Here is a 20,043-nt window from a genome sequence, read left to right on the forward strand (position 1 = left end):
GACCTCACTGGGGGTGGGAGCGCAGGATGTTCCGGGCGCGCTCAACGACGGGCTTGTCGACCATCCGGCCGTCCGGAGCACTGCTCACGGCTACTGGCGACTCGTCCTGGGCACGGAGCACCTCGCGCGCCCAGGCGACCTCTGCCTCAGCGGGCGCAAGACCTCTCGAGGCGGCGGCGAGTTGGGCCGGATGGATGCACAGCTTGCCGCGGAAGCCCAGGCTCCGCGCACGGCGGGCGTCTCTCTCGACGGCGCCGGCGTCGTGGATGAGCGTGGTGACGCCATCGACCGGGGCGGGGAGCCCGGCCACCCTTGAGGCTAGGACCAGGCTGCTGCGCGCGTGGAGCAGCGGCGTCGGGTCATCCTCGACACCGAGATCGGCGGCAAGGTCCAGCGAGCCGAACGCCAGCCGCGCGACGCCCGTCCCTGTCGCAACCTCATGGACCCGATGAAGGCCCAACGCCGTCTCGATCAGCGCGACCACCGGGCCCATCCGTTCGCTGACCGCAGCCAGCACGCCCGGGGACTCGGCCTTCGGCACCATGACGCCCGCGAGCCCCTCGACCCCCTCCAGGGCGTCAAGGTCATCGGCGAACCAGGGCGACGTGGCATCGTTGACCCGCACCCAGGCACGTCCGCCGGAGCTGAGCCACTCGCGGACCGCCGAACGTGCTTGGTCCTTGTCCTCGGGGCGGACCGCATCTTCGAGGTCGAGCAGAACCGCGTCGGCGCCCGAAGCGACCGCCTTACCGAACCGGTGGGCGTCACTGCCTGGGACGAACAGCCACGTCGCGGCCCCGGCCACCGTCATCGCGCCACCCGGTTGCGCGCCACGAGCTGGCGGACGATGACGTTCTTCAGGATCTCGTTGGTGCCCTCGCCGACGATCATCAGCGGCGCGTCTCGGAAGTAGCGCTCGACATCGAACTCGGTGGAGTAGCCGTAGCCGCCGTGGATGCGGACCGCGTCCAGCGCGATCTTCATCGCGGTCTCCGACGCGAACAGCTTGGCCATCCCGGCCTCCATGTCCGCGCGACCACCGTCGTCGTACCGGCGCGCCGCGTACTGGACCAGCTGCCGCGCCGCGGTCAGCTGGGTCACCATGTCGGCCAGGTAGTTCCCGACGGACTGGTGCTTCCAGATCGGCTGGCCGAAACTCTCCCGTTCCTGGCTGTACTTGAGCGCATCCTCCAAGGCAGCGCGGCCGACGCCGAGGGCACGGGATGCGACCTGGATCCGTCCGATCTCGAGACCGCGCATCATCTGACCGAAGCCGCGGCCCTCCTCGGTCCCGAGCAACGACGTCGCCGGGACTCGGAGGTCGTCGAAGGCCAGCTCGCAGCTCTCGACGCCCTTGTAGCCGAGCTTGGGGAGGTCACGTGACACCGAGAAGCCGGGACCCTTCTCGACCAGCAGGATGCTCATCCCGCTGTGCGTCGGCTGCGCATCGGGGTCGGTCAGGCACAGCAGCGCGATGAGTTGTGAGCGCCGGGCGTTGGTGATCCAAGTCTTCGACCCGTTGATGACGTAGTCGTCGCCGTCCCGGCGAGCGACGGTGCGCATCGCCTGCAGGTCGGATCCACCGCCGGGCTCGGTCAGCGCCATCGTCGCCCGGATCTCACCGGTTGTCATCCGCGGCAGGTAGTGGTCCTGCTGCTCCTGGGTGCCGAAGTTGACGAGGAGCTTCGCCACGACGCTGTGGCCGCCCATGGCACCGGCAAGGCTCATCCAGCCGCGCGCCAACTCCTCGGTCACCGCGGCGTAGCAGGGTGTGGACACCCCCGCGCTGTTCCACGGCTCGGGGATCGCGAGACCGTAGATCCCCATCAACTTCATCTGCTCGATGAGCGTCTCGGGGTAGGTGTCGGCGTGCTCGAGATCCCGGACGACCGGCTTGACCTGCCGGTCGACCCAGTCCCGCACCACCGACACGATGGCGGACTCTTCGGCGTTCAGCTCGTACATTCCATGCTCCTATCGTCGGGCCGCGCCGGTCAGGCGACGGTGGGTCAGCAGCGACGAGACCGCGACTGCCACGATGACCGCGCCACCGTTGAACACCGGCTCGACCCAGTCCGCGGCACCGGCCAGGGTCAGGCCGTTGATGCTGATAGCCACGAAGAACACCCCGACGAGCGTCCCGGCGACGGTGTAGCGGCCGGGCCTGATCGTCGTCGAGCCGAGGAAGATCGCCGCCAGAGCAGGCAGCAGGTAGCCGACGCCGACGCCGGAGGCCGCGCTGCCAGTACGGGCGAGCAGCAATGCACCGGCCAGGCCCGCGAGCGCACCCGACGCGACGAAGCTGAGGGCGACCGTCCGCTGGACCGGGAGGCCGACGAGGTGCGCGGCCGACTCATTGACTCCGACCGAGAGCAGCCGCCGGCCGAAGACCGTCAGGCCCAGCAGGAACGACACGCCCAGCGCGACCGCGACCACGAGGATTACCGGCCGCGGAAGGCCCAGCCAGAGTCCGTTCCCGAAGTTCGTGAGCGCCTCGGGCACACCCACGATCGTCCGGTAGCCCGACCAACTGGCGGCCACCCCGCCGAGCAGGGTCGCCATCCCCAGGGTGATGACCAGCGAGTTCGCACGGCAGTAGGCGACCAGCACCCCGTTGGCCAGGCCGATGATCGCGCCGGTCCCGACGGCGAGGCCAATGCCGACCAGGATGGGGAGGTCCATCGAGGTGGTGGCCTTGGCCGCCGCGATCGACGTCAGCGCGACGATCGCCCCAACCGAGAGGTCGAATCGGTGGGCGACCAGCGGGATCAGCGCGGCAAGCGCGACCAGGATCAGCACCGACTCGTTGGCCGCGATGTTGCGGAAGTTCGATGTGGTCGGGAACGTCGCCGAGGTCGCCGGGTTGAGCGCGAAGTAGGCGGCCACTCCCGCCAGCAGGATCACGAGCCCGAAGCGCTCGGCGACGCGCAGCGACGCGGTGAACGGTTGACGCTGCGGCACCTCCTCGATGTCTGGACTCACGGCGCGCGTCACGCTCTGGCCGTCATGCGATGTCATTTCGGTGCCTTCTCATGCTGGTAGACGTTCTCGAAGATCCAGTGCCGCGTGATGCGGTCACCCGAGGCCTCGCACGTGACCCGACCGTCGACGAGGACGATCACCCGGTCCGCCAGGTAGAGCAGCTCGTCGAGGTCCGACGTCGCAAGGAGCACGCCTGCGCCAGCGGCGACTGCCGCGTCGATCTGTGCGTAGATGTCGGCCCGTGCGCCGACGTCAACCCCCTGCGTCGGCTCGTCGAGGAGCAGCACAGCTGGGGAGGTCCTCATGGCTCGGGCAATGATGGCCTTCTGCTGGTTCCCCCCGGAGAGCCTGGAGATGGGCGCATCGATGGCCCCCTTGATCCCGTAGGCAGCCACGTCCCGCTCGGCGTCGCGGCGTTCGGCGGAACGGCGCAGCCACCCGCCGCGTCGGTACCGGCCGACCGTGGTCGCCGAGAGGTTGTCGGAGACCGAGAGGCTCTGGAACGCCGCATCGCGACCCCGTTCCTCGGGGACCATGGCCAGCCCCTTGGCGATCGCGTCCGCGACGTGGCCTCGGCGCACGGGCAGGCCGGCTACCTCCACCGACCCGCTGCGGGGGCGGACCGCGCCGAAGATGTTCTGCAACAGGCTGGTTCTACCGCTTCCGACCAGTCCGGCCAGGGCGACAGCCTCGCCCGAGTTGACATCGAACGAGATGTCCTTCAAGGGGCCGCCGGTGAGTCCGCGCACCGACAGCACCACGGCGTCCGACGCGGTACGGCTCACCCGGTTGACGTCCTCGGGAGCATGTCCGGCGATGCTGGCGACCAGGCCGGCTCGATCGTGCTCCGCGGCCGGGCGGGTGTCGACGTGTCTCCCGTCGCGGAGCACCGTGATCGTGTCGGCGTATGTGAGCACCTCGTCGAGGCGGTGCGTGACGTAGAGGATGCTCTGTCCCTGCTGGCTATAGGACTTCAGCCGCCGCAGCAGCCCCTCGACCTCGTCCGCAGGCAGGCGGGTCGTCGGCTCATCGAGGACGAGGAGCCCCACCCCTCCCGCGTCACGGTCGCGGAGGCACCTGGCGATCGCGACCAGCGTCTGATCGGCCGGTCGCAGGTCGCGAACAGCTGTCCGCGCGTCGACCTCCGCACCGAGACCGTCCAGGAGTCGCTGCACGGAGCGGTGCGCCTCCCCCCAGTCGAGCCCGCCGGCCCTGCGCGGGTACGACGACCCAGCCAGGACGTTCTCGGTGACGGTCAGCTGCGGGAACAGGCCCAGATCCTGATGGACGAACCTGATGCCGGACTCCCGCGACCAACGTGGCGAGAGTCGCTCGACGTCGAAGGTCGCGTCGCCCAGTCGCAGAGATCCGCCCCGATCGGCGCCGTACACGCCCGCGAGGATCTTGATCAGCGTGGACTTGCCCGATCCGTTACCGCCGACCAGAGCGTGGAAGTGACCGGGCTCGATCGAGAAGCTGACGTCGGCCAAGGCTCTCGTGCCCGGGAAGGTCTTCGACACCCCGACGAGCGACAGCGCGCTCGCCGAGGCGTCGACGGTGGCGTCGAACACTCAGTCCACGCCCCAGATCTTCTTGTAGTTTCCCTGGTAGTTCGACGACTTCGGGTTGCCGTCGTAGACATCTCCCTCCGGGAGGTGGTCGGCGTCCATGCTTCCGATACCCGTGCCAGAGTCCACCTGGTCGACACCGGCGAACAGGCGGTTCAGCCCGTCGGCGGCGGCCCAGCCGGTCCACGTCAGCGGTCGACCGACCGCGTACGACTGGGTCCCCTTACGGATCAGTTCGATCGACGAGGGCACGCCTTCGTTGCCGGTGAGCAGGAGTCCGTCCCGACCGCTCTTGCGGGCCTGGTCGACTGCGGCGCCGACGCCCAGGGTGATCGCGGAGTCCGCGGGAACCATGACCACGCCGGCATTCGGGTGCTTCTGCAGCGCTGCCGTGGCCTTGCCCTGGAGCTTGCCACCGAAGAGGTCACCGGCAGTGAACGGGACCTCGTGCACGAGGCAACCGCCGCATTCGGCGAGCCGCTCCGCCTGCGCGTCGCCGACGAGCCGGAGGGTGGCATTGTCGTCCTGGCGCATCAGGATGATCTCGGCCTTGCCGTCGGTCTCGGCGATCACCCAGTCGGCGATCGTCGGGCCGACGAAAGTGCTCATGTAGTCCTCGTACGAGATCAGGTCGTCGTTGAACCGCAGGTATTCATCGAACAGCGGCTTTCCGCCGCCGCTGAACTTGTCGTCGCAGTCGAGTGCGTTGCCGCCGAAGACCTTCACGCCCACGCCCTGCACGTGCTCGATCGAGGCCTTCACCATCGAGCAGTCGACGCCGAACAGTGCGACCGCATCCACCGATGCGGCGGCTGCTGCGCGCAGCTGGGCGTTGTAGACCGCTGGATCGGCCTTGCCGTCTACGAGCTTGACGTCCCACCCCAGGGCTTCCGAGGCCGCCACGAAGCCCTCGGCGGGGAGTACGCAGCCCGCTGCCTGGGTGCTGCAGGCGAGCGCCCACACGGTCTTGCCCTCCTGCGCTGAGGGCCCGTCAGCAGGCAGCGCACGGTCGGTGCCCGCGAACGCCGCCGCTGTGGCAGCCTTCGCCTTGTCGATCACGTCGGTGCTCGTCGACCCGGCAGAGTCGCTCGAGGACCCCCCGCACCCGGCCAGAACCAGCGCCAGGAGCGGCGCGCACAGCGCCGCGATACGAGTTCTCTTCATCCCATCTCCTCGGTTCTTGCGGCCGCTGGTCCTGTAACCGTGCCGTCTTGTGGCAGGTCGATCGATTCATCCGAGTGGCTCGATCGAGCTCTTCGGCACACCCCATGCCGACTACGTCCAGCCCAATGAACGTGATGTGGCCCACAGTGGGGTACCGTGAGCGGTATCGTAGGAACGATTCTGGTACCACGTCAACCCTGTCGCCACGCGCTCCGCACGCATCGGCAGCGGGTTTCGGGCACGCCTGGCCACCGTCGCAGGAGCGGGTTGTCCCGTTCGCACGCGCCGATCAGACGACGGATTCAGGGCACGCGGCAGCACCAGGAGCTGCGCGGTACGGCGTCAGGGACGCGGCGTTCAGGCCAGTCCGCGACGGCAGAAGTGCCCGAACAGCTCCAGTGCGTCACCGCGTGAGGCGCCGACCCGATCGAGGACTTCGGGGTCCCGCAAGCGCCGGATCACGGCACCGAGCATCTCCGCCCACAGGGCGGGTGTCCCTTCGGTCACCTCGCCCCTCTGCATCGCCTTGCGGACGATGCTCTCGAGCTCGCGGATAGCGATCTCCTGGTGCCGGTCGTAGACGTGCCGGGTCGGTGCGTAGTTCTCGACGTCGTGGATGAACTGGCGGCTGGCGCGCCGGTTGCGTTCGACCGACGCCGACAGGTAGGCCTCGATCTGATCGTGGACCCCGGCGGCGTCTTGCGCCCGCCGCAACGCGTCCTTACCCATGCCGTTGAAGAATCGGTCGATGACGCCGACCACGACCTCCTCCTTGCTCTGGCCGAGCTGGTAGAGCGTGCGACGCGAGGTGTGCGCCAGCCCCGCCATGTCACCGATTGTGAGGTGGCGGAAGCCCTCGGCGAGGAAAACCTCCTGAAGCGCATTGAGGACGTCGGCCTGCCGGGCTGAGAGCAGGTTCGGTCTCACATCGCTCATTCAGCACCTTGATCCCACGGTGGACGCCGGGCGGCCGACACGAGCGCACGGCGGTACTTTCCTGGCGAGGAGGATACCAGCGCCGCATCGTCGCCTCGTCGCCTCGTCGCCAGGTTGATCACTTGCCCTGGTGGCGCTGTCGCCACCGCGCCATCTCCGCGAACAGCTCGGTCGCCTGGGAGACCGGCGTTTCAGGGCGGGCACCCCGGTAGGCGTTGTAGACGGTGACCACCACCCGCTCCGCCTGCGGCCAGCGCGCGTAGGGCCCGAGATCGAGATGCTCGACGGCTTCGCGCCAGGAGCGGCCCGCTGCCAGCGAGGCGTCGACCCCGTCGCGAACCACCGCCAGGTAGTCGCGCATCGTGAGGATGCCGTCGACATCGGTCACGGCCCCGTGTCCGGGGACGACGACCTCAGGCCCCAGCTCGATCATGCGGTCGCATGCGGCGATCCAGCTCGATATGGAGTCTGCCCACATGATCGGCGTACCACCGTTGAACAGCAGGTCGCCGGTGAAGAGAACCCCGCAGTCGGGGACGAAGGCGACCGCATCGCCGTGTGTGTGTGCCGGCCCCAGCCGACGGAGCTCGACCAGACGTCCCCCGACGTCGACGGTGCGTGCCTCGTCGAATGTCGTGTCGGGGCCGCGCAGGATGATCCCGTCGAAGGCGAACGCGCCGAAGCAGTGCTGAAAGAACTCCGACAGGAGCGGCTCGTGATCGCCCGCCACCAGACCGGCCAGCCGCTCGGGGGTCGTACCATGTCGCATCTCGTGCTCGGTGTCAGCCGTCGCATGGATCGTCACCTCGGGTCCCAGCAACTGGTTGCCGAAGCAATGGTCTCCGTTCGCGTGGGTGTTCAGCGCAGCACGGATCGGGTGTTCCTCGGTCACCGAAGTCATCGCCTCGAACATCTCCCCGGTCAGCTCCAGGTCGAAGAGCGTGTCGATGAGGAAGGACTCCCCCTCCCCTCGGACCAGTCCCGCGTTGCTCCAACCCCACCCACCATCGGGCAGCAGCCACGCCCAGACGTCCTCGGCCACACGATGCAGCCCACGTGTGTACTCGACCACATTCACCAGCTCCTTTAGAATCCGGACGGCAGACGGTGGACCGGGACACCGGGGACGACTCTCTGCTCCGTACGCCCCAGGAGGTCGCCCCCCAGGGAGACCACGTCCCCCGGCCTCAGCCAACGATCGAATGTGTCGGGATCCCCCGTGAGGTGCTCCAGCAGACACCCGCCGGGCAGGGTGCCGGAGCCGATGACGTCACCGGGGCGCAGATCGGTCCCCCGCGAGACATAGGAGACGATCTCGGCGAACGTCCAGTCCATGCCGGCGAGCGTCCCCCGAGCGATCTCCTGCCCGTTCACCGACGCCCAGATCTCCAGGTCCAGCGCGCCGTCGCGCACCGAGTCCGCGATCTCCTCGGCGGTGACCAGCCACGGACCCAGGGTCAGACCTGAGTCCTTGCCCTTCCCCTGCCCGATTCCCAGCGCCGTGTCGAGCCGCTGCAGGTCGCGCGCCGTCCAGTCGCAGAACAGGGTGTAGCCGACGATGGCCTCCTGCGCGGCACGCAGGCCGAGGTCGCGACCCGTCCTACCGATGACGGCACCGACCTCGAGCTCGAAGTCGAACCAGCGCGAGCCGGGTGCCATCGGCACCTCGTCGTAGGGCCCGAGGACGGAGGACGGGTTCCCGAAGTAGAACGCCGGCACCTGGTGCCACACCTCCTCCAGATGAGGATCCCGACCGTAGGCACGGCGGCAGCCCCGGACATGGTCGAGGAACCCAACAGTGTCGCGGACCGAAGGCGGGCGCGGTATCGGCGAGACGAGGTGGCACTTGTCGAGCGGCAGTACGTCGGACGGCGACCGCCGCAGGCGCGCAGCGACCTCTGCCACCTCGCCGCCGTCGATCACCTCGATCAGGCCGGGCCCCCTGTCGTGCAGGTGGACGTCGTCCCCGACGATGAGCCCGACGCGCTCCTCGCCCTCGAGTTCGCAGGTCACCCAGCGCATGCTCGTGCCATCCCTCTGCTCATGCCTTGGTGGTGGGTGCGCCCGACCCGGCCGTGTCCGCGCCCCACCAGTCCGGCTTGGGCGGCACGAGCCCGCCGTAGGCCTGGGACTGCTCTCGGATGTAGGCGCCGGACTCCTGGAGCCCACGCGTCGCCTTCTCGAGCAGGTCGGCACGCATCCGTCCGCCGCACTTGACGACCTCTCCGCCGACGACCACGGTGTCCACGTCGGCGATGGTCGCGTTCATCACGATGGTCGAGAGCGGGTCAAGCGACGGGTTGAGCCTGGGTCCGCGGCGGTCGATGAGCACGAGGTCCGCTGCCTTGCCCACGTCGATCGACCCACACTCCGACTCCAGGCCCAGGCCGATGGCACCACCGAGCGTCGCGTAGTGCATCACGTCCGCTGCCTTGAGCTGAAGTCCCTCCATCTCGTAAATGCCGACCTCCTCGAGGGCCTTCTGGTTGCTCCGCGCGCGCTCGCCGGACAGCATCAGCCGCATCGCGGTGAACATGTCGGGTGAGTTGTTGGACTGGATGTCGGTACCGAGCCCGGCCGCGACACCAGCGCGGTCCGCCGCCGCGGCGATCGGGTACCCCATCCCCATGCCGAGCTCGGTCTCCGGCGTAGAGGAGACCTTGCACCCGAACTCTGCGAGGAGTGCCAGGTCCGCGGCGTCGGCGGTGTTGCAGTGGGAGTGCAGCTGGTGCGACCACAACAGACCGGCCTGGGCGAGCTGCTGGATTTCCGAGGGGTAGCCCGGCCGCCAGCGAGCGTTGGTGTGGGTGTGGATGAGGCAGTCGAGGTCTCGGCCCACCTGCATCTCGCGGGCGACCTGATCGATGCCGACCAGACTCATCTCCGTCGGCGCGATGCCGAACCTGACCCGGTCTTCGAGGTCGCTGGATCGGGTGTTGCGCACCCGGTGGGCGTCGGCGATCCGCTGCTCCACACTCGTGAACGTCCTCGTCGCCGCCGGCTGGTCGTACAGGCCGTAGCACCACACGCCGCGGATGCCCGACTCGACGAACGCCTCGAGACCGGCGTCGGCATGGTCCGGCGTGACGATGCAATGGTTGTAGTCGACCGAGCACGTCGTACCCGAGTCGAGCAGTCCGACGGCGGCTCCGAGCGTGCCGTTGTAGACGTCCGCCGCACGATGGATTCCGGAGTGATTCCGGCGGATGACCCAGACGTAGTCGGCGAGGGTGAAGTCGGCCGTCAGGCCGCGCATCGTGGCCTGCCACATGTGCTGATGGGCGTCGACGAATCCTGGAATGATCCAGGCCCAGCCGACGTCGACGACTTGGGCGCCTTCGGCCTCCAGGTCTCTGCCGAGGCGCGCGATACGTCCCTCGACGACCTCGACGTCGACGTCCTGGAAGGAGCCTGCGCGTGGGTCTCCTACCAGAACCCGGGCACCTTGGTAGATGGTGTGGTTGGTCACCGTGCGCTCCTCCTGAGCTCGTCCTGCCGATTACGACCATCGGCGAAATCGCATGCCGTGCGGTCGCGTACCTCCTCGAGCGTGACGTCCGGGGCGAGCTCGACCAGATCGAGTCCCTGGTCCGTCACATCGAACACTGCGAGGTTGGTGATGATGCGGTCCACGACACGCCGCCCGGTCAACGGGAGGTCGCACGACCTCACGACCTTCGAACGGCCGTCCTTGGCGGTGTGGTCGGTGACGACCACGACGCGCTTGGCGCCGACGACGAGATCCATCGCACCGCCCATCCCCTTCACCAGCACGCCCGGAATGGTCCAGTTGGCCAGGTCGCCGAGTTCGGAGACCTGCATCGCGCCAAGGATCGCGAGGTCGACATGGCCGCCCCGGATCATCGCGAAGGACTGGTCGGAGCCGAAGAAGCTCCCACCCGGGTTGATCGTGACCGTCTGCTTCCCGGCGTTGATCAGGTCGGCGTCCTCCTCGCCCTCGACAGGGAACTCCCCCATGCCCAGCAGGCCGTTCTCGCTCTGCAGCGTGACTCGCACGCCCGCGGGCACAAGGTTGGCGACCAGCGTGGGGATCCCGATGCCGAGATTGACGTAGGAGCCGTCGACCAGCTCCCGGGCCGCGACACCTGCCATCTCCTCACGCGTCCACATGCGCCACTCTCCTCGTCGTGCGCTGCTCGATCTCCTTCTTCCGGGGCGATGCGACGACCACCTCGTCCACGTAGATGCCCGGTGTCTCCACGGCGTCAGGGTCGATGAACTCCGGGAGGAGCTGCTCGGCTTCCGCGATCGTGACCCGTCCCGCCGTGGCGACGACAGGGTTGAAGTTGCGGGCGGTCCGGCGATAGGTCAGGTTGCCCGCCCGGTCCGCGCTCTGCGCCCGGACCAGTGAGAGATCGGCGACGATCGCGCGCTCGAGAAGGTAGATGCGGCCGTCAATCTCCATCGTGGGCTTACCCTCGGCGACCGAGGTATGCGCACCGGTCGGGGTGTAGAAGGCAGGGATACCGGCGCCGCCGGCCCGAAGTCGCTCCGCGAGCGTGCCCTGCGGGGTGAACTCGACCTCGAGATGCCCGTCGAGGTACTGCCGGGCGAACAACTGGTTCTCGCCGACGTACGACGCCACCACCTTGCGCACCTGCCGGCCCTCCAGCAGAACACCGAGGCCCTTGCCATCCACGCCCATGTTGTTGGAGACGATCGTCAGATCCTTCACCCCTGAGTCGCGTACCGCCTCGATCAGGTCGAACGGGTTGCCGCAGAGGCCGAAACCTCCGACCGCGATCGTCATCCCGTCGAACAGGTGCGGGTAGACCACTTCCTGGACGGACCCGAGCCCGCCTGCCGCCCTCACGACCGGTCCTCGATCCCGGCCGGCAGCACGACGGCTCCGGCGTCGACGTGACGCCGCACCTCGCGCTGGTCCATGCCGAGTTCGGCGAGGAGCGCCGCGCCGTCGCTACCGACGATCGGCGCCGGCCGAGGGTCGCCTGCGGGGGTCCGGTCGAATCGTGGAACCGGCCGAGGCATGTGGCCGCTGCCGAGAGCCACGTAGGTTTGTCGATAGGCGTGGTGCGGGTGCAGCGGTGCCTCGTTCATCGACAGGACGGGCGTGACGCACGCCGAGCTCGTCGTGAACGCCTCTGCCCACTCGTCGCGGGATCGTGAGGCGAACTTCTCCCGCAACCGCTCGATCATCACCGGCCACCGGTCGCGGTCCTCCTGGTTGGAGAACGCCGGATCATCGGAGAGTTCCAGTCCGTCCAGGAGGGCGGCGTAGAACTGGGGCTCGATACAGCCGACGGCGACATGCCGGCCGTCGCCGCATTCGTAGGTGCGGTAGTACGGCGCCGCCCCATCGAGGTGGTTGACCCCGCGCTGGTCCACCCATCGACCTTCGACGAGGTAGCCGTGCAGCATCGCCATGAGTGCGGCCGATCCGTCGATCATCGCCGCGTCGACCACCTGGCCGCGACCGGTCGTGCGAGCACTGACGAGGGCGGCGAGCACGCCATAGGCGAGGAGCATGCCGCCCCCGCCGAAGTCGCCGATCAGGTTCAACGGGACGACGGGGTCGCCGCCGGCCGGGCCGATGGCATGAAGCGCTCCGGTCAGGGCGATGTAGTTGATGTCGTGCCCTGGCAGCTGCGCCCACGGTCCGTCCTGACCCCAGCCGGTCATCCGGCCGTAGACCACCCGCTGATGGGCGCGATGGACGTCGCTCGGGCCGAGGCCGAGGCGCTCGGCGACACCCGGACGGAAGCCTTCGATGACGATGTCGCTGGCCTCGATCATCCGCAGTGCGACCGTGCGTCCCTGCTCGGACTTCAGGTCCAGCGCGATGGACCGCCGGCTGCGGTGGAGAACCGGGTGGAGCTCTGCTCCGGGGCGATCGATCCGGATCACGTCGGCGCCCAGGTCCGCGAGCATCATGCAGGCGAAAGGCGCCGGTCCGATCCCGCCGAGCTCGACCACCCGCACACCGTTGAGAGGCCCGCTGTTCATCGGCCGCTCCAGACCGGTCGGCGCTTCTCGGCGAAGGCGAGCGCCCCTTCACGAGCGTCCGCCGACTCCATGACAGGGCGGGCGACTTCCAGCTGGCGGTCGTACGCCTCGTCGTGGCGCCATGAGGGCGAGGTCATGACGATCTCCTTGCTTGCTCGCAGTGCCAGGGGCCCGTTGGAGGCGATCCGGTCCGCCATCGCCCGCGCTGCCGCGAGCGCATCTCCGTCCGGCGCCACGGCGTTGACGAGACCGACGTCGTGCGCGCGGGAGGCGCCGACCATGTCGCCGGTCAGGATCCACTCCATGGCGATCTGGTAAGGGATCCGCGCGGGAAGCTTGAGGAGCGCTCCGCCCACGGCGACCAGGCCCCGCTTGACCTCGGGTACGCCGAACCTCGCCGACTGCCCCGCGACCACCAGATCGCACGCGAGGACGAGCTCACATCCGCCGGCGACGGCAGCACCCTCAACGGCGGCGATCACCGGGATCGCGGGCGGTCGAGCCGTGAATCCCGCGAACCCACGACCGGGGATGGAGGACCGCTCACCGCGCACGAACGCCTTGAGGTCCATGCCCGAGCAGAAGCTCCCCCCTGCCCCGGTGAGGATGGCGACCCGAAGGTCGCTGCGCTCGTTGAGGTGGTCGACGATTTCGGCAAGGGCTTGCGCCATCGCCGCGTCGACAGCGTTGCGCGCCGCCGGGCGGTTGAGCGTGATCGTCGCGACGCCGTCCGCCTCCTCGAACAGGACGGAGTCGGTGGCCCCGGTCACCGGGCAGCCATCCTGATCGCGCCGTCGAGCCGGATGACCTCGCCGTTGAGGTATCGGTTGTGCAGGAGCTCGTCGGCTAGCGACGCGTACTCCTCCGGGTCCCCGAGACGTCGGGGGAAGGTGACCGTGGCCGCGAGCCGCTCACGAACCTCGGCGCCGAATCGGGCCAGCAGCGGCGTGTCGAAGATTCCGGGTGCGATCGTGTTGACCCGGATGCCCAGGTCGGACAGGTCGCGCGCCGCACACAGGGTCATGCCGACGACGCCCGACTTCGCAGCGGCGTACGCGATCTGGCCCACCTGTCCGTCCCAGGCTGCGACCGATGCCGTCATGACGACGGAGCCGCGCTCGCCCTCGTCCGGTTGGTTGCCGGCCATGTGCGCTGCGGCGAGACGCAATGCGTTGAACGTCCCCACCAGGTTCAGCCGCAGGGCGTTCTCGAACTGGTCGAGGGGGAAGGGGATGCCCTCGCGGTCGACGATCCGACGGGGAAATCCCTTGCCGGGGCAGTGGACGAGCCCACGCAGCGGCCCGCGGTCGGCAGCGATGTCGAAGACGCCGGCGAGGTCCGTCTCGGAGCAGACGTCACCCTGCACGAAGGTGATGCCTTCTCCCCACCGTGCCTTCGCGGCGGTTTCGTCGACGGCGACGATGTCGGTCACGACGACCGTCGCGCCGCGATCCGCCAATCGTCGGGCAGTGGCGCCTCCGAGGCCACCGGCCCCGCCGGTGACCACGTACACCGGAGATTTGTTGCTCACCTAGGTTCCTCTCGATCAGTGCGGCTGCCGCCGCGGCACAGCACACGGCGGGTGAGGGCGGCCGCGTCGCTGGCGGGTCCTGCCTTCGCGGTCGTCGGGAGAAGGACCTCGTCCAGGATCCGAGTCCTGTTGACCTTCCCCAGGGACGTTCTGTGGACCGAGTCGACAAACCGGTACTCGCGCGGGCTCTTGAAGCGTGCGAGACGGGGGGCCAGGTGGCGGCGGAGCCGCTCGACGGCTTCCTCTCCGGCCTCTTCGCCGGGCTTGAGCTCGACGACAGCGACCACTCGCTGACCCCACTCGGTGTCCGGGACACCGACGACGACGGCGTCCGCGACCGTGGGCTCGGTGACCAGGGCAGCCTCGACCTCGGCCGGGTATATGTTGACGCCCCCGGAAAGGATTAGGTCCGCCCGCCGGTCGCCGACGTACAGGAAGCCGTCCTCGTCGAGGTACCCGACGTCGCCGGCGGTCCGGAAGCCGTCGGCAGGGCCTTCTTGGTCGCTGGCCGCACTCACGGCCGCGCCACTGTAGGCGAACTCGTAGCCGCCCCGGACCCAGATGGTCCCGATCTCACCGGGCGGCAGGCTCACCCCGTGGTCGTCGCGGATCTGCAGCGAGATCCCATCGGCGGCGCGACCAACCGAGCCTGGCTTGTCCAGCCAGACCTGCGAGGTCACCAAGGTGGCCATACCGAACTCGGTGCATCCGTAGTACTCCGTGAGGACGGGGCCCCACCAGCGGATCATCTTGTGCTTGACCTCGACGGGACAGGGCGCTCCGGCGTGCATGACGACCTCGAGCGAGGACCCGTCGAACCGGGCCCGATCCGCTTCGGGGAGCTCGAGCATCCGGTGGAACATCACCGGCACCATGAAGGTGCTCGTCACCCGGTGAGCGTCGATGAGTTCGAGTATCTCCCGTGGGTCGAAACGCGGCCGGAGAACCAGCTCCTGACCCAGGTGCAGCGCACTGAGAGCGTTGAGGTTCGGGCCCGGGTGGTAGAGCGGCGCGACGGCGAGATGCACTTGGTGTTCCTCACCCATCCCGAACTGGGCCGAGCGCTGGCGGGACCGGGCGTCGGCGGCCTCATCCGGTGTGCTGGTTGGGAAGGGGCGTCTGACGCCCTTGGGGCGACCGCTGGTCCCCGAGCTGTAGAACAGCATGGATCCGGCGTGCCTCCCTGATGGCATCGCCACCGGCTGCTCGGCGAGCAGCGCCTCGAGGGCGATCCCGGTGTCCGGCCGGCCGGTGAGGAGGAGTGCGTCGCCGGCGATGCCGACCTCGGCCGCCGCCTCCCCCACGACATGTGCATGCCGCGGATCGGTGATCACCAGGCCGGAGCCGGAGTCGTCGAGGAGATAGGCGATCTCCGCAGCGGTCAGGTGCCAGTTGACCGGAACCATGCGAAGGCCGGTCTGCTCGACCGCGAGTTGGGCCACGACGAAGTCGAGGCTGTTGGGCAGCACCACGGCGATCGTTCCGCCTCGCGAGACGCCCCGGGGCCCCGACAGCAGGTGCGACCACTGGTTGACCCGGCCGAGCAGGTCGCCGTACGTGACCACGGCACCGTCGACGTGGATCGCAGCGCGCCGGGGATCGGCGGCGGCGATCTCGTAGAACCCGCGGGCCTCCCGCGCTCCGGCATCGGTCGAGGCGGTCACATCGGCTCCTGGTTCGACAAGACCAGCGTCGCAGCCTCGGAGAAGAAGTGGCCCACTCCCTGTACGACACTGATCTCGACGTCCTCCAGCTGGGCGAAGGCCTCACCGCGGAGCTGACGAACGGACTCCTGGATCGCGAACATTCCGTACATGCCGGTATGGGTGTACCGCAGGCCGCCGCCATTGGTGTTGAGGGGCATCCAACCGCCGGGGCGGGTGTTGCCATCGGCAATAAAGGCGCCCGCCTCTCCCCTGCCGACAACTCCCAGCGCTTCGAGTCCGTAGAGCGGCACATGAGCGAAGGCGTCGTAGATCATCAGGTGGTCGATGTCGGAGACGGCGATACCCGCCTCTCTGAAGGCCGCTGTCGACGAGCGCTCGAACGTCTCGGCCCTCGTCAGGTCGGGCATCTGGGACACCAGAGGACTCTGACCGGCCTCACCGGCACCCCAGAGGTAGACCGGGGGTCGCCTGCCGTCCTTCGCTCGGTCCGCGGCCGTGACCACGAGTGCACCTCCACCGTCGCTGACCATGCAGCACATGAGCTTGGTGAACGGCCAGGCGATGGGCTGGGAGGCGAGGACGTCATCGACAGACACCCGGGTCGGACGTGCTGCGCGCGGGTTACCGTCAGCCCATTCGCTCTGAATCGCCGGCACCGCGGCCAACTGCTCGACGGTCGTGCCGGTCTCATGCGCGTACCGCATATACGGCAGAGTGAACATGGTTGGCGGGCCGTAGACGCCGTAGGGGAGCTCAAACTGTCCCATCATGCCGTCGGCCGGGATCGGCCGCGGGTGGCGGCCGACCGTCGACCGGCGGGACTCACCATGGAGGACGAGCACCACATTCGCATGGCCCGCAGCGATGGCGTCCGCGGCGTGACGGACGTGGACGAGGAACGACGTGCCCCCGACGGTCGTGCCGTCAAACCAGGTGGGCTCGACTCCGAGGGCATGTGCCACCTCCACCGGGTTGTGGACAGCGCTGGTGACGCCGTCGACGTCCGCCAGACTCAGTCCCGCGTCAGCGAGCGCGAGAAGCGCCGCCTCCACATGGAGGTCCAGTTCAGAGCGGTCGTCCAGCCGCCCCAGGTCGGTCTCGGCGGCCCCGGTGATCGCGGCGAGCGACCTCCTCAATGGACACCCCCGGCCGGAGCGAAGACGGGCAAGACGCGACCAGCGCGCTGCTCGAACCGGACTTCCAGCTCCATGTCCACCCGCAGGTTCTCTGGCCGCGGTTCGACGCCAACGATGTTGGTCATCATCGACGGACCTTCGACGAGCCGGACGATCGCCAAAACGTACGGAACGGCGTCCTCGAACCCCGGAGCAGGCAGATGAACGATGACGAAGCTGCTCAGCGTGGCTCGCCCGCTCGCAGTTACCCACGTCAACTCCCGAGCGCCGCACCCGACGCACGAAACCCGCGGGTAGAACACGACGGTCGCGCAAGAGTCACACCGCTGGATGTCAAGCCTGCCGTCGCGCGCGGCGGACCAGAACGGTTCCGTCGTCGGTGTGGGTTGTGCTCTGGCAGCTCCGACCGACACGGCCATCGATGAGTCGTGGATGGGTATCACGAGCGGTACTATATGCCTTGATTCGGTACCGGACAAGCGCACATGCCCGCCAGGCTGAGGCCCGAGGCGCCTAGACGCCCGCCCTCAAGCCTGGGCTACGACGGTTTCGCGACTATCGGCGGCGCACCCGCGATCTGCTTGAGTGCCGCGAGCCCGACGGCGTGCTGCCGCGAGCCAGGGACGACATGGCTGCGCGGATTCGCCGGAGCGTCGATTTCATCCCGAACGAGTTCGGCGAGAGCGGCCGATGGCCTGAGGCCACGTGCCTTGCAGTCACGCAGCTTGATCATCCATGGATAGTAGGCGCTGTGCGCCTCGTGGCCGGCAGCTGGACGTACCTGCCACCCCACGACGTCGTCCTCGTTGTTGGCGTAGATGTACGCGATGATGACGTCGGACTGATTCGCGATGGCGATGTAGTCGACGGATTTGTCGGTGATTCCCTTGTAGCTCGGCGGGCCTGAGATCTCCCGCAACTGCAGGTCCTCGGTCATGTAGCCCGGCGGATTGCGGTCTGTGCTCATCAAAGTGAACTCTACGTCGGAGAAGGCCGTCCAAGCCCTCATGCGTCTTCCTCCACCCGGGCCCGCGCGGCGAGTTGTTCGCGCACTTGGGACAGGCGAGCGATCTCCGCGTCGAGGGCGGCGATCCTGCGCTCCACCACGCCGCTCGACATGGTGCAGCCGGGGCCGCCACGGGGCGGGAGCGTGTCGCCGTCCAGCAGTTCCAGGCGATCGGCGCAGCTGCGGACGTCCTCGACGGTCAGCCCGAGCGACAGCAGCTCGCGGATAATGCGCACTCGGGCCACCTCGCGCTCCCCGTACTCACGCTGCCCGGTCATCGTGCGCGGGGGCGGGGTCAGCAGCCCGCGCTGCTCGTAGAAGCGCAGTGCCCGGGGTGTGGTGCCCGCCGCGGCCGCCGCGTCACCGATGCGCATCCGTCCTCCAGAAGTCCTACAGTTCGACGATGACGGTCCCGAAATGCCGTCCATCGAGCACTTCGTGCAACGCCCGGGGTGCGTAATCGATGCCCGTGACCCGAACGTGCGGGAACGTGATGTCGCCCGCGCGTAGCCAGCCTCCAAAGCGTTCGAGCCACTCGGATCGTGCCTGCTCGTCGAAGCCTTGGAATGCCTGCATCGAGATCCGCTTGAGGATTAGCTGGTAGGTGTCGAGTTCGACTGGCGCCGTCCCACCCGTTCCGTTGGGTGACATCTGGCCGGACAGTGCGCCGACCAGGACGAACCGGGCGCCAGGCCGGGCTGTGGCCACCGCCGCCTGGAGCTGGTCGCCGCCGACGTTGTCCAGGTAGACGTCGATGCCGTCGGGGGCGACCTTCGCAAGCTGCTCCTCGATCGGCGCCGCGCCGCGGATCACGGCCGCGCCGTATCCCAGCTCAGAGATCAGCCGATCGGCCTTCTCTCGCGAGCTGGTGCTGCCGATCACCTGACCGGCGCCGAGCAGCCGGGCGATCTGCCCGGCCAGCGATCCGACCGCGCCCGCGGCGCCCGAGACGAACACCGTGTCCCCCGGCCTGACCTCGGCATCCCTGGTCAGCGCCGCGTAGGCGAACGCGCCCTGGCCCAGATGCGCGACTGGGTCGGGCAGCGCGTCGCCCAACGGCGTGACCTGGCCGACCGGCACGACCGCATACTCGCGCCAGCCCAACCAGTGTGAGACCAGGTCGCCCGGCCGCAGCCCGCTATCCTCGGTGGCCGACACGACCTCCCCAATCGCGGGCCCGAGCAGGGTGTCGCCGGGGCGCAGCGGCGGCATGGGCGAGCCCTTCACACTCCCACCGATCAACGTGCGAAGCGCGGCGAGGACGTGGAAGAAACGATTGCGGACCAGCACGTGGCCATCGTCCGGCAGTGGCAGCGAGACCTCGGCGACCACGAAATGCTCTGGCTGGGGCAGCCCGTCCGGCACTGTGGCGAGCCGAACTTCTCTTGACATGTGCGGCAGGGACGGCACGTTACGCTCCTCAGATTCACGGCCAAAGGGCGTGGTGACCCTAACCCTTGACGCGCACGTCAAGAGCAACCCCATAGCAGGGCCGAAGGAATTCTCACTTTGTGAGACCGAGGGCGATGAGCGGGTTGTGGAAGTCGTCGCGGGCCCAGCGGGCGCCTTCGGCGATGTCGGTGAAGTTCAGCAGGCATAGCGCGCCGATCGCGTAGCCACGCATGGTGGCGCACCGATCAGGTGGCTACGCATGGCGGGCCAGGATTGACCCTTCACGCGCTGTCTCAGGATCGGAGATCTCCCTCAACCCCCGGGGTTCCCGGCCTGGGTGGGTGGCGCTCTCGTGCCGGTTCGGTTCAGCGCCGGAACCGTCCGGCGAAGCGGTTTCGTTTGCCGTGGTAGAGGAGGGTCCAGGTGCCGTCGTGGTTGCGGCGGGTGCGGTAGCGGTCGGGGTGGGTTGCTTTGTCGCGGTTGTGCCAGGTGCAGGCGGGGGCGAGGAGATCCAGGTCGGTGGTACCGCCCTCGGCCCAGCCTTGGACGTGGTCGATTTCGGCCATGTCGGCGGGGATGGGGCAGCCTTCGCGGTAGCAGGTGGCGTAGCGGGCCAGGACGGCCCGCCGCTGGGCGGGCGTGGCCAGGCGAACGGCGCGGCCCATGTCCAGGACCT

Annotated in this window: 21 protein-coding genes; all 21 read right to left on the minus strand. The window is 68.6% G+C overall.

Annotated features, from left to right (window positions below; genetic code table 11):
- Positions 1-4: 4 nt before the first annotated feature.
- Positions 5-811, minus strand: a complete 807-nt coding sequence (locus Amac_RS47190; protein WP_155360978.1) for an HpcH/HpaI aldolase/citrate lyase family protein — start codon at positions 809-811, stop codon at positions 5-7.
- A complete protein-coding gene (locus tag Amac_RS47195; RefSeq protein ID WP_174900311.1) occupies positions 808-1,965 on the minus strand; it encodes an acyl-CoA dehydrogenase family protein in 1,158 nt (385 codons plus the stop codon). Before Amac_RS47195 ends, Amac_RS47190 begins: the two co-directional genes overlap by 4 nt.
- 9 nt (positions 1,966-1,974) lie before the next feature.
- Positions 1,975-3,018: an ABC transporter permease gene (locus Amac_RS47200; RefSeq protein ID WP_155360979.1), complete on the minus strand. Its 1,044-nt coding sequence runs from the start codon at positions 3,016-3,018 to the stop codon at positions 1,975-1,977.
- Positions 3,015-4,553: a sugar ABC transporter ATP-binding protein gene (locus tag Amac_RS47205; protein WP_155360980.1), complete on the minus strand. Its 1,539-nt coding sequence runs from the start codon at positions 4,551-4,553 to the stop codon at positions 3,015-3,017. The genes Amac_RS47200 and Amac_RS47205 overlap by 4 nt, the downstream gene beginning before the upstream one ends.
- Positions 4,554-5,714 (minus strand): substrate-binding domain-containing protein, encoded by a 1,161-nt coding sequence (locus Amac_RS47210; protein ID WP_155360981.1) that lies wholly within the window; start codon positions 5,712-5,714, stop codon positions 4,554-4,556.
- 357 nt (positions 5,715-6,071) lie between these two features.
- Complete coding sequence (locus Amac_RS47215; RefSeq protein ID WP_155360982.1) at positions 6,072-6,650, minus strand: TetR/AcrR family transcriptional regulator; 579 nt, start codon at positions 6,648-6,650, stop codon at positions 6,072-6,074.
- 118 nt (positions 6,651-6,768) lie between these two features.
- Positions 6,769-7,722, minus strand: coding sequence for an MBL fold metallo-hydrolase (locus tag Amac_RS47220; protein ID WP_170323015.1), 954 nt, complete (start codon positions 7,720-7,722; stop codon positions 6,769-6,771).
- Positions 7,723-7,736: 14 nt separating this feature from the next.
- A complete protein-coding gene (locus Amac_RS47225; RefSeq protein WP_218041709.1) occupies positions 7,737-8,663 on the minus strand; it encodes a fumarylacetoacetate hydrolase family protein in 927 nt (308 codons plus the stop codon).
- Between the two features lie 28 nt (positions 8,664-8,691).
- Entirely contained in the window at positions 8,692-10,119 is a 1,428-nt protein-coding gene (locus Amac_RS47230) for an amidohydrolase family protein (protein ID WP_155360985.1), read from the minus strand.
- Complete coding sequence (locus Amac_RS47235; protein ID WP_155360986.1) at positions 10,116-10,781, minus strand: 3-oxoacid CoA-transferase subunit B; 666 nt, start codon at positions 10,779-10,781, stop codon at positions 10,116-10,118. Before Amac_RS47235 ends, Amac_RS47230 begins: the two co-directional genes overlap by 4 nt.
- Positions 10,768-11,484: a CoA transferase subunit A gene (locus Amac_RS47240; RefSeq protein WP_246269152.1), complete on the minus strand. Its 717-nt coding sequence runs from the start codon at positions 11,482-11,484 to the stop codon at positions 10,768-10,770. Before Amac_RS47240 ends, Amac_RS47235 begins: the two co-directional genes overlap by 14 nt.
- On the minus strand, positions 11,481-12,635 hold the full coding sequence (locus tag Amac_RS47245; RefSeq protein ID WP_170323016.1) for a CaiB/BaiF CoA transferase family protein: 1,155 nt from the start codon (positions 12,633-12,635) through the stop codon (positions 11,481-11,483). The genes Amac_RS47240 and Amac_RS47245 overlap by 4 nt, the downstream gene beginning before the upstream one ends.
- Entirely contained in the window at positions 12,632-13,405 is a 774-nt protein-coding gene (locus Amac_RS47250; protein ID WP_155360988.1) for a crotonase/enoyl-CoA hydratase family protein, read from the minus strand. The genes Amac_RS47245 and Amac_RS47250 overlap by 4 nt, the downstream gene beginning before the upstream one ends.
- The gene (locus Amac_RS47255) at positions 13,402-14,166 is read right to left on the minus strand and encodes an SDR family NAD(P)-dependent oxidoreductase (protein WP_155360989.1); all 765 of its coding nucleotides are present in this window, start codon (positions 14,164-14,166) and stop codon (positions 13,402-13,404) included. Before Amac_RS47255 ends, Amac_RS47250 begins: the two co-directional genes overlap by 4 nt.
- Positions 14,163-15,830 carry an AMP-binding protein gene (locus tag Amac_RS47260; RefSeq protein WP_155360990.1) on the minus strand — a complete coding sequence of 556 codons (1,668 nt, stop codon included), beginning with the start codon at positions 15,828-15,830 and terminating at the stop codon, positions 14,163-14,165. Before Amac_RS47260 ends, Amac_RS47255 begins: the two co-directional genes overlap by 4 nt.
- Positions 15,827-16,885 carry a thiolase C-terminal domain-containing protein gene (locus tag Amac_RS47265; RefSeq protein ID WP_246269153.1) on the minus strand — a complete coding sequence of 353 codons (1,059 nt, stop codon included), beginning with the start codon at positions 16,883-16,885 and terminating at the stop codon, positions 15,827-15,829. The genes Amac_RS47260 and Amac_RS47265 overlap by 4 nt, the downstream gene beginning before the upstream one ends.
- Positions 16,886-16,965: 80 nt before the next feature.
- Positions 16,966-17,388: a Zn-ribbon domain-containing OB-fold protein gene (locus Amac_RS47270; RefSeq protein ID WP_155360992.1), complete on the minus strand. Its 423-nt coding sequence runs from the start codon at positions 17,386-17,388 to the stop codon at positions 16,966-16,968.
- A 119-nt stretch (positions 17,389-17,507) separates the two neighbouring features.
- The gene (locus Amac_RS47275) at positions 17,508-17,936 is read right to left on the minus strand and encodes a hypothetical protein (protein WP_155360993.1); all 429 of its coding nucleotides are present in this window, start codon (positions 17,934-17,936) and stop codon (positions 17,508-17,510) included.
- Between the two features lie 38 nt (positions 17,937-17,974).
- Positions 17,975-18,349, minus strand: coding sequence for a MerR family transcriptional regulator (locus tag Amac_RS47280; protein ID WP_155360994.1), 375 nt, complete (start codon positions 18,347-18,349; stop codon positions 17,975-17,977).
- Between the two features lie 16 nt (positions 18,350-18,365).
- Positions 18,366-19,367, minus strand: coding sequence for an MDR family NADP-dependent oxidoreductase (locus tag Amac_RS47285; RefSeq protein ID WP_155360995.1), 1,002 nt, complete (start codon positions 19,365-19,367; stop codon positions 18,366-18,368).
- A gap of 365 nt (positions 19,368-19,732) precedes the next feature.
- Positions 19,733-20,043: HNH endonuclease (locus Amac_RS47290; protein WP_155361003.1), on the minus strand; the 311-nt coding region annotated here is incomplete at its 5' end.

Source organism: Acrocarpospora macrocephala (genome assembly GCF_009687865.1).
GTDB lineage: Bacteria > Actinomycetota > Actinomycetes > Streptosporangiales > Streptosporangiaceae > Acrocarpospora > Acrocarpospora macrocephala.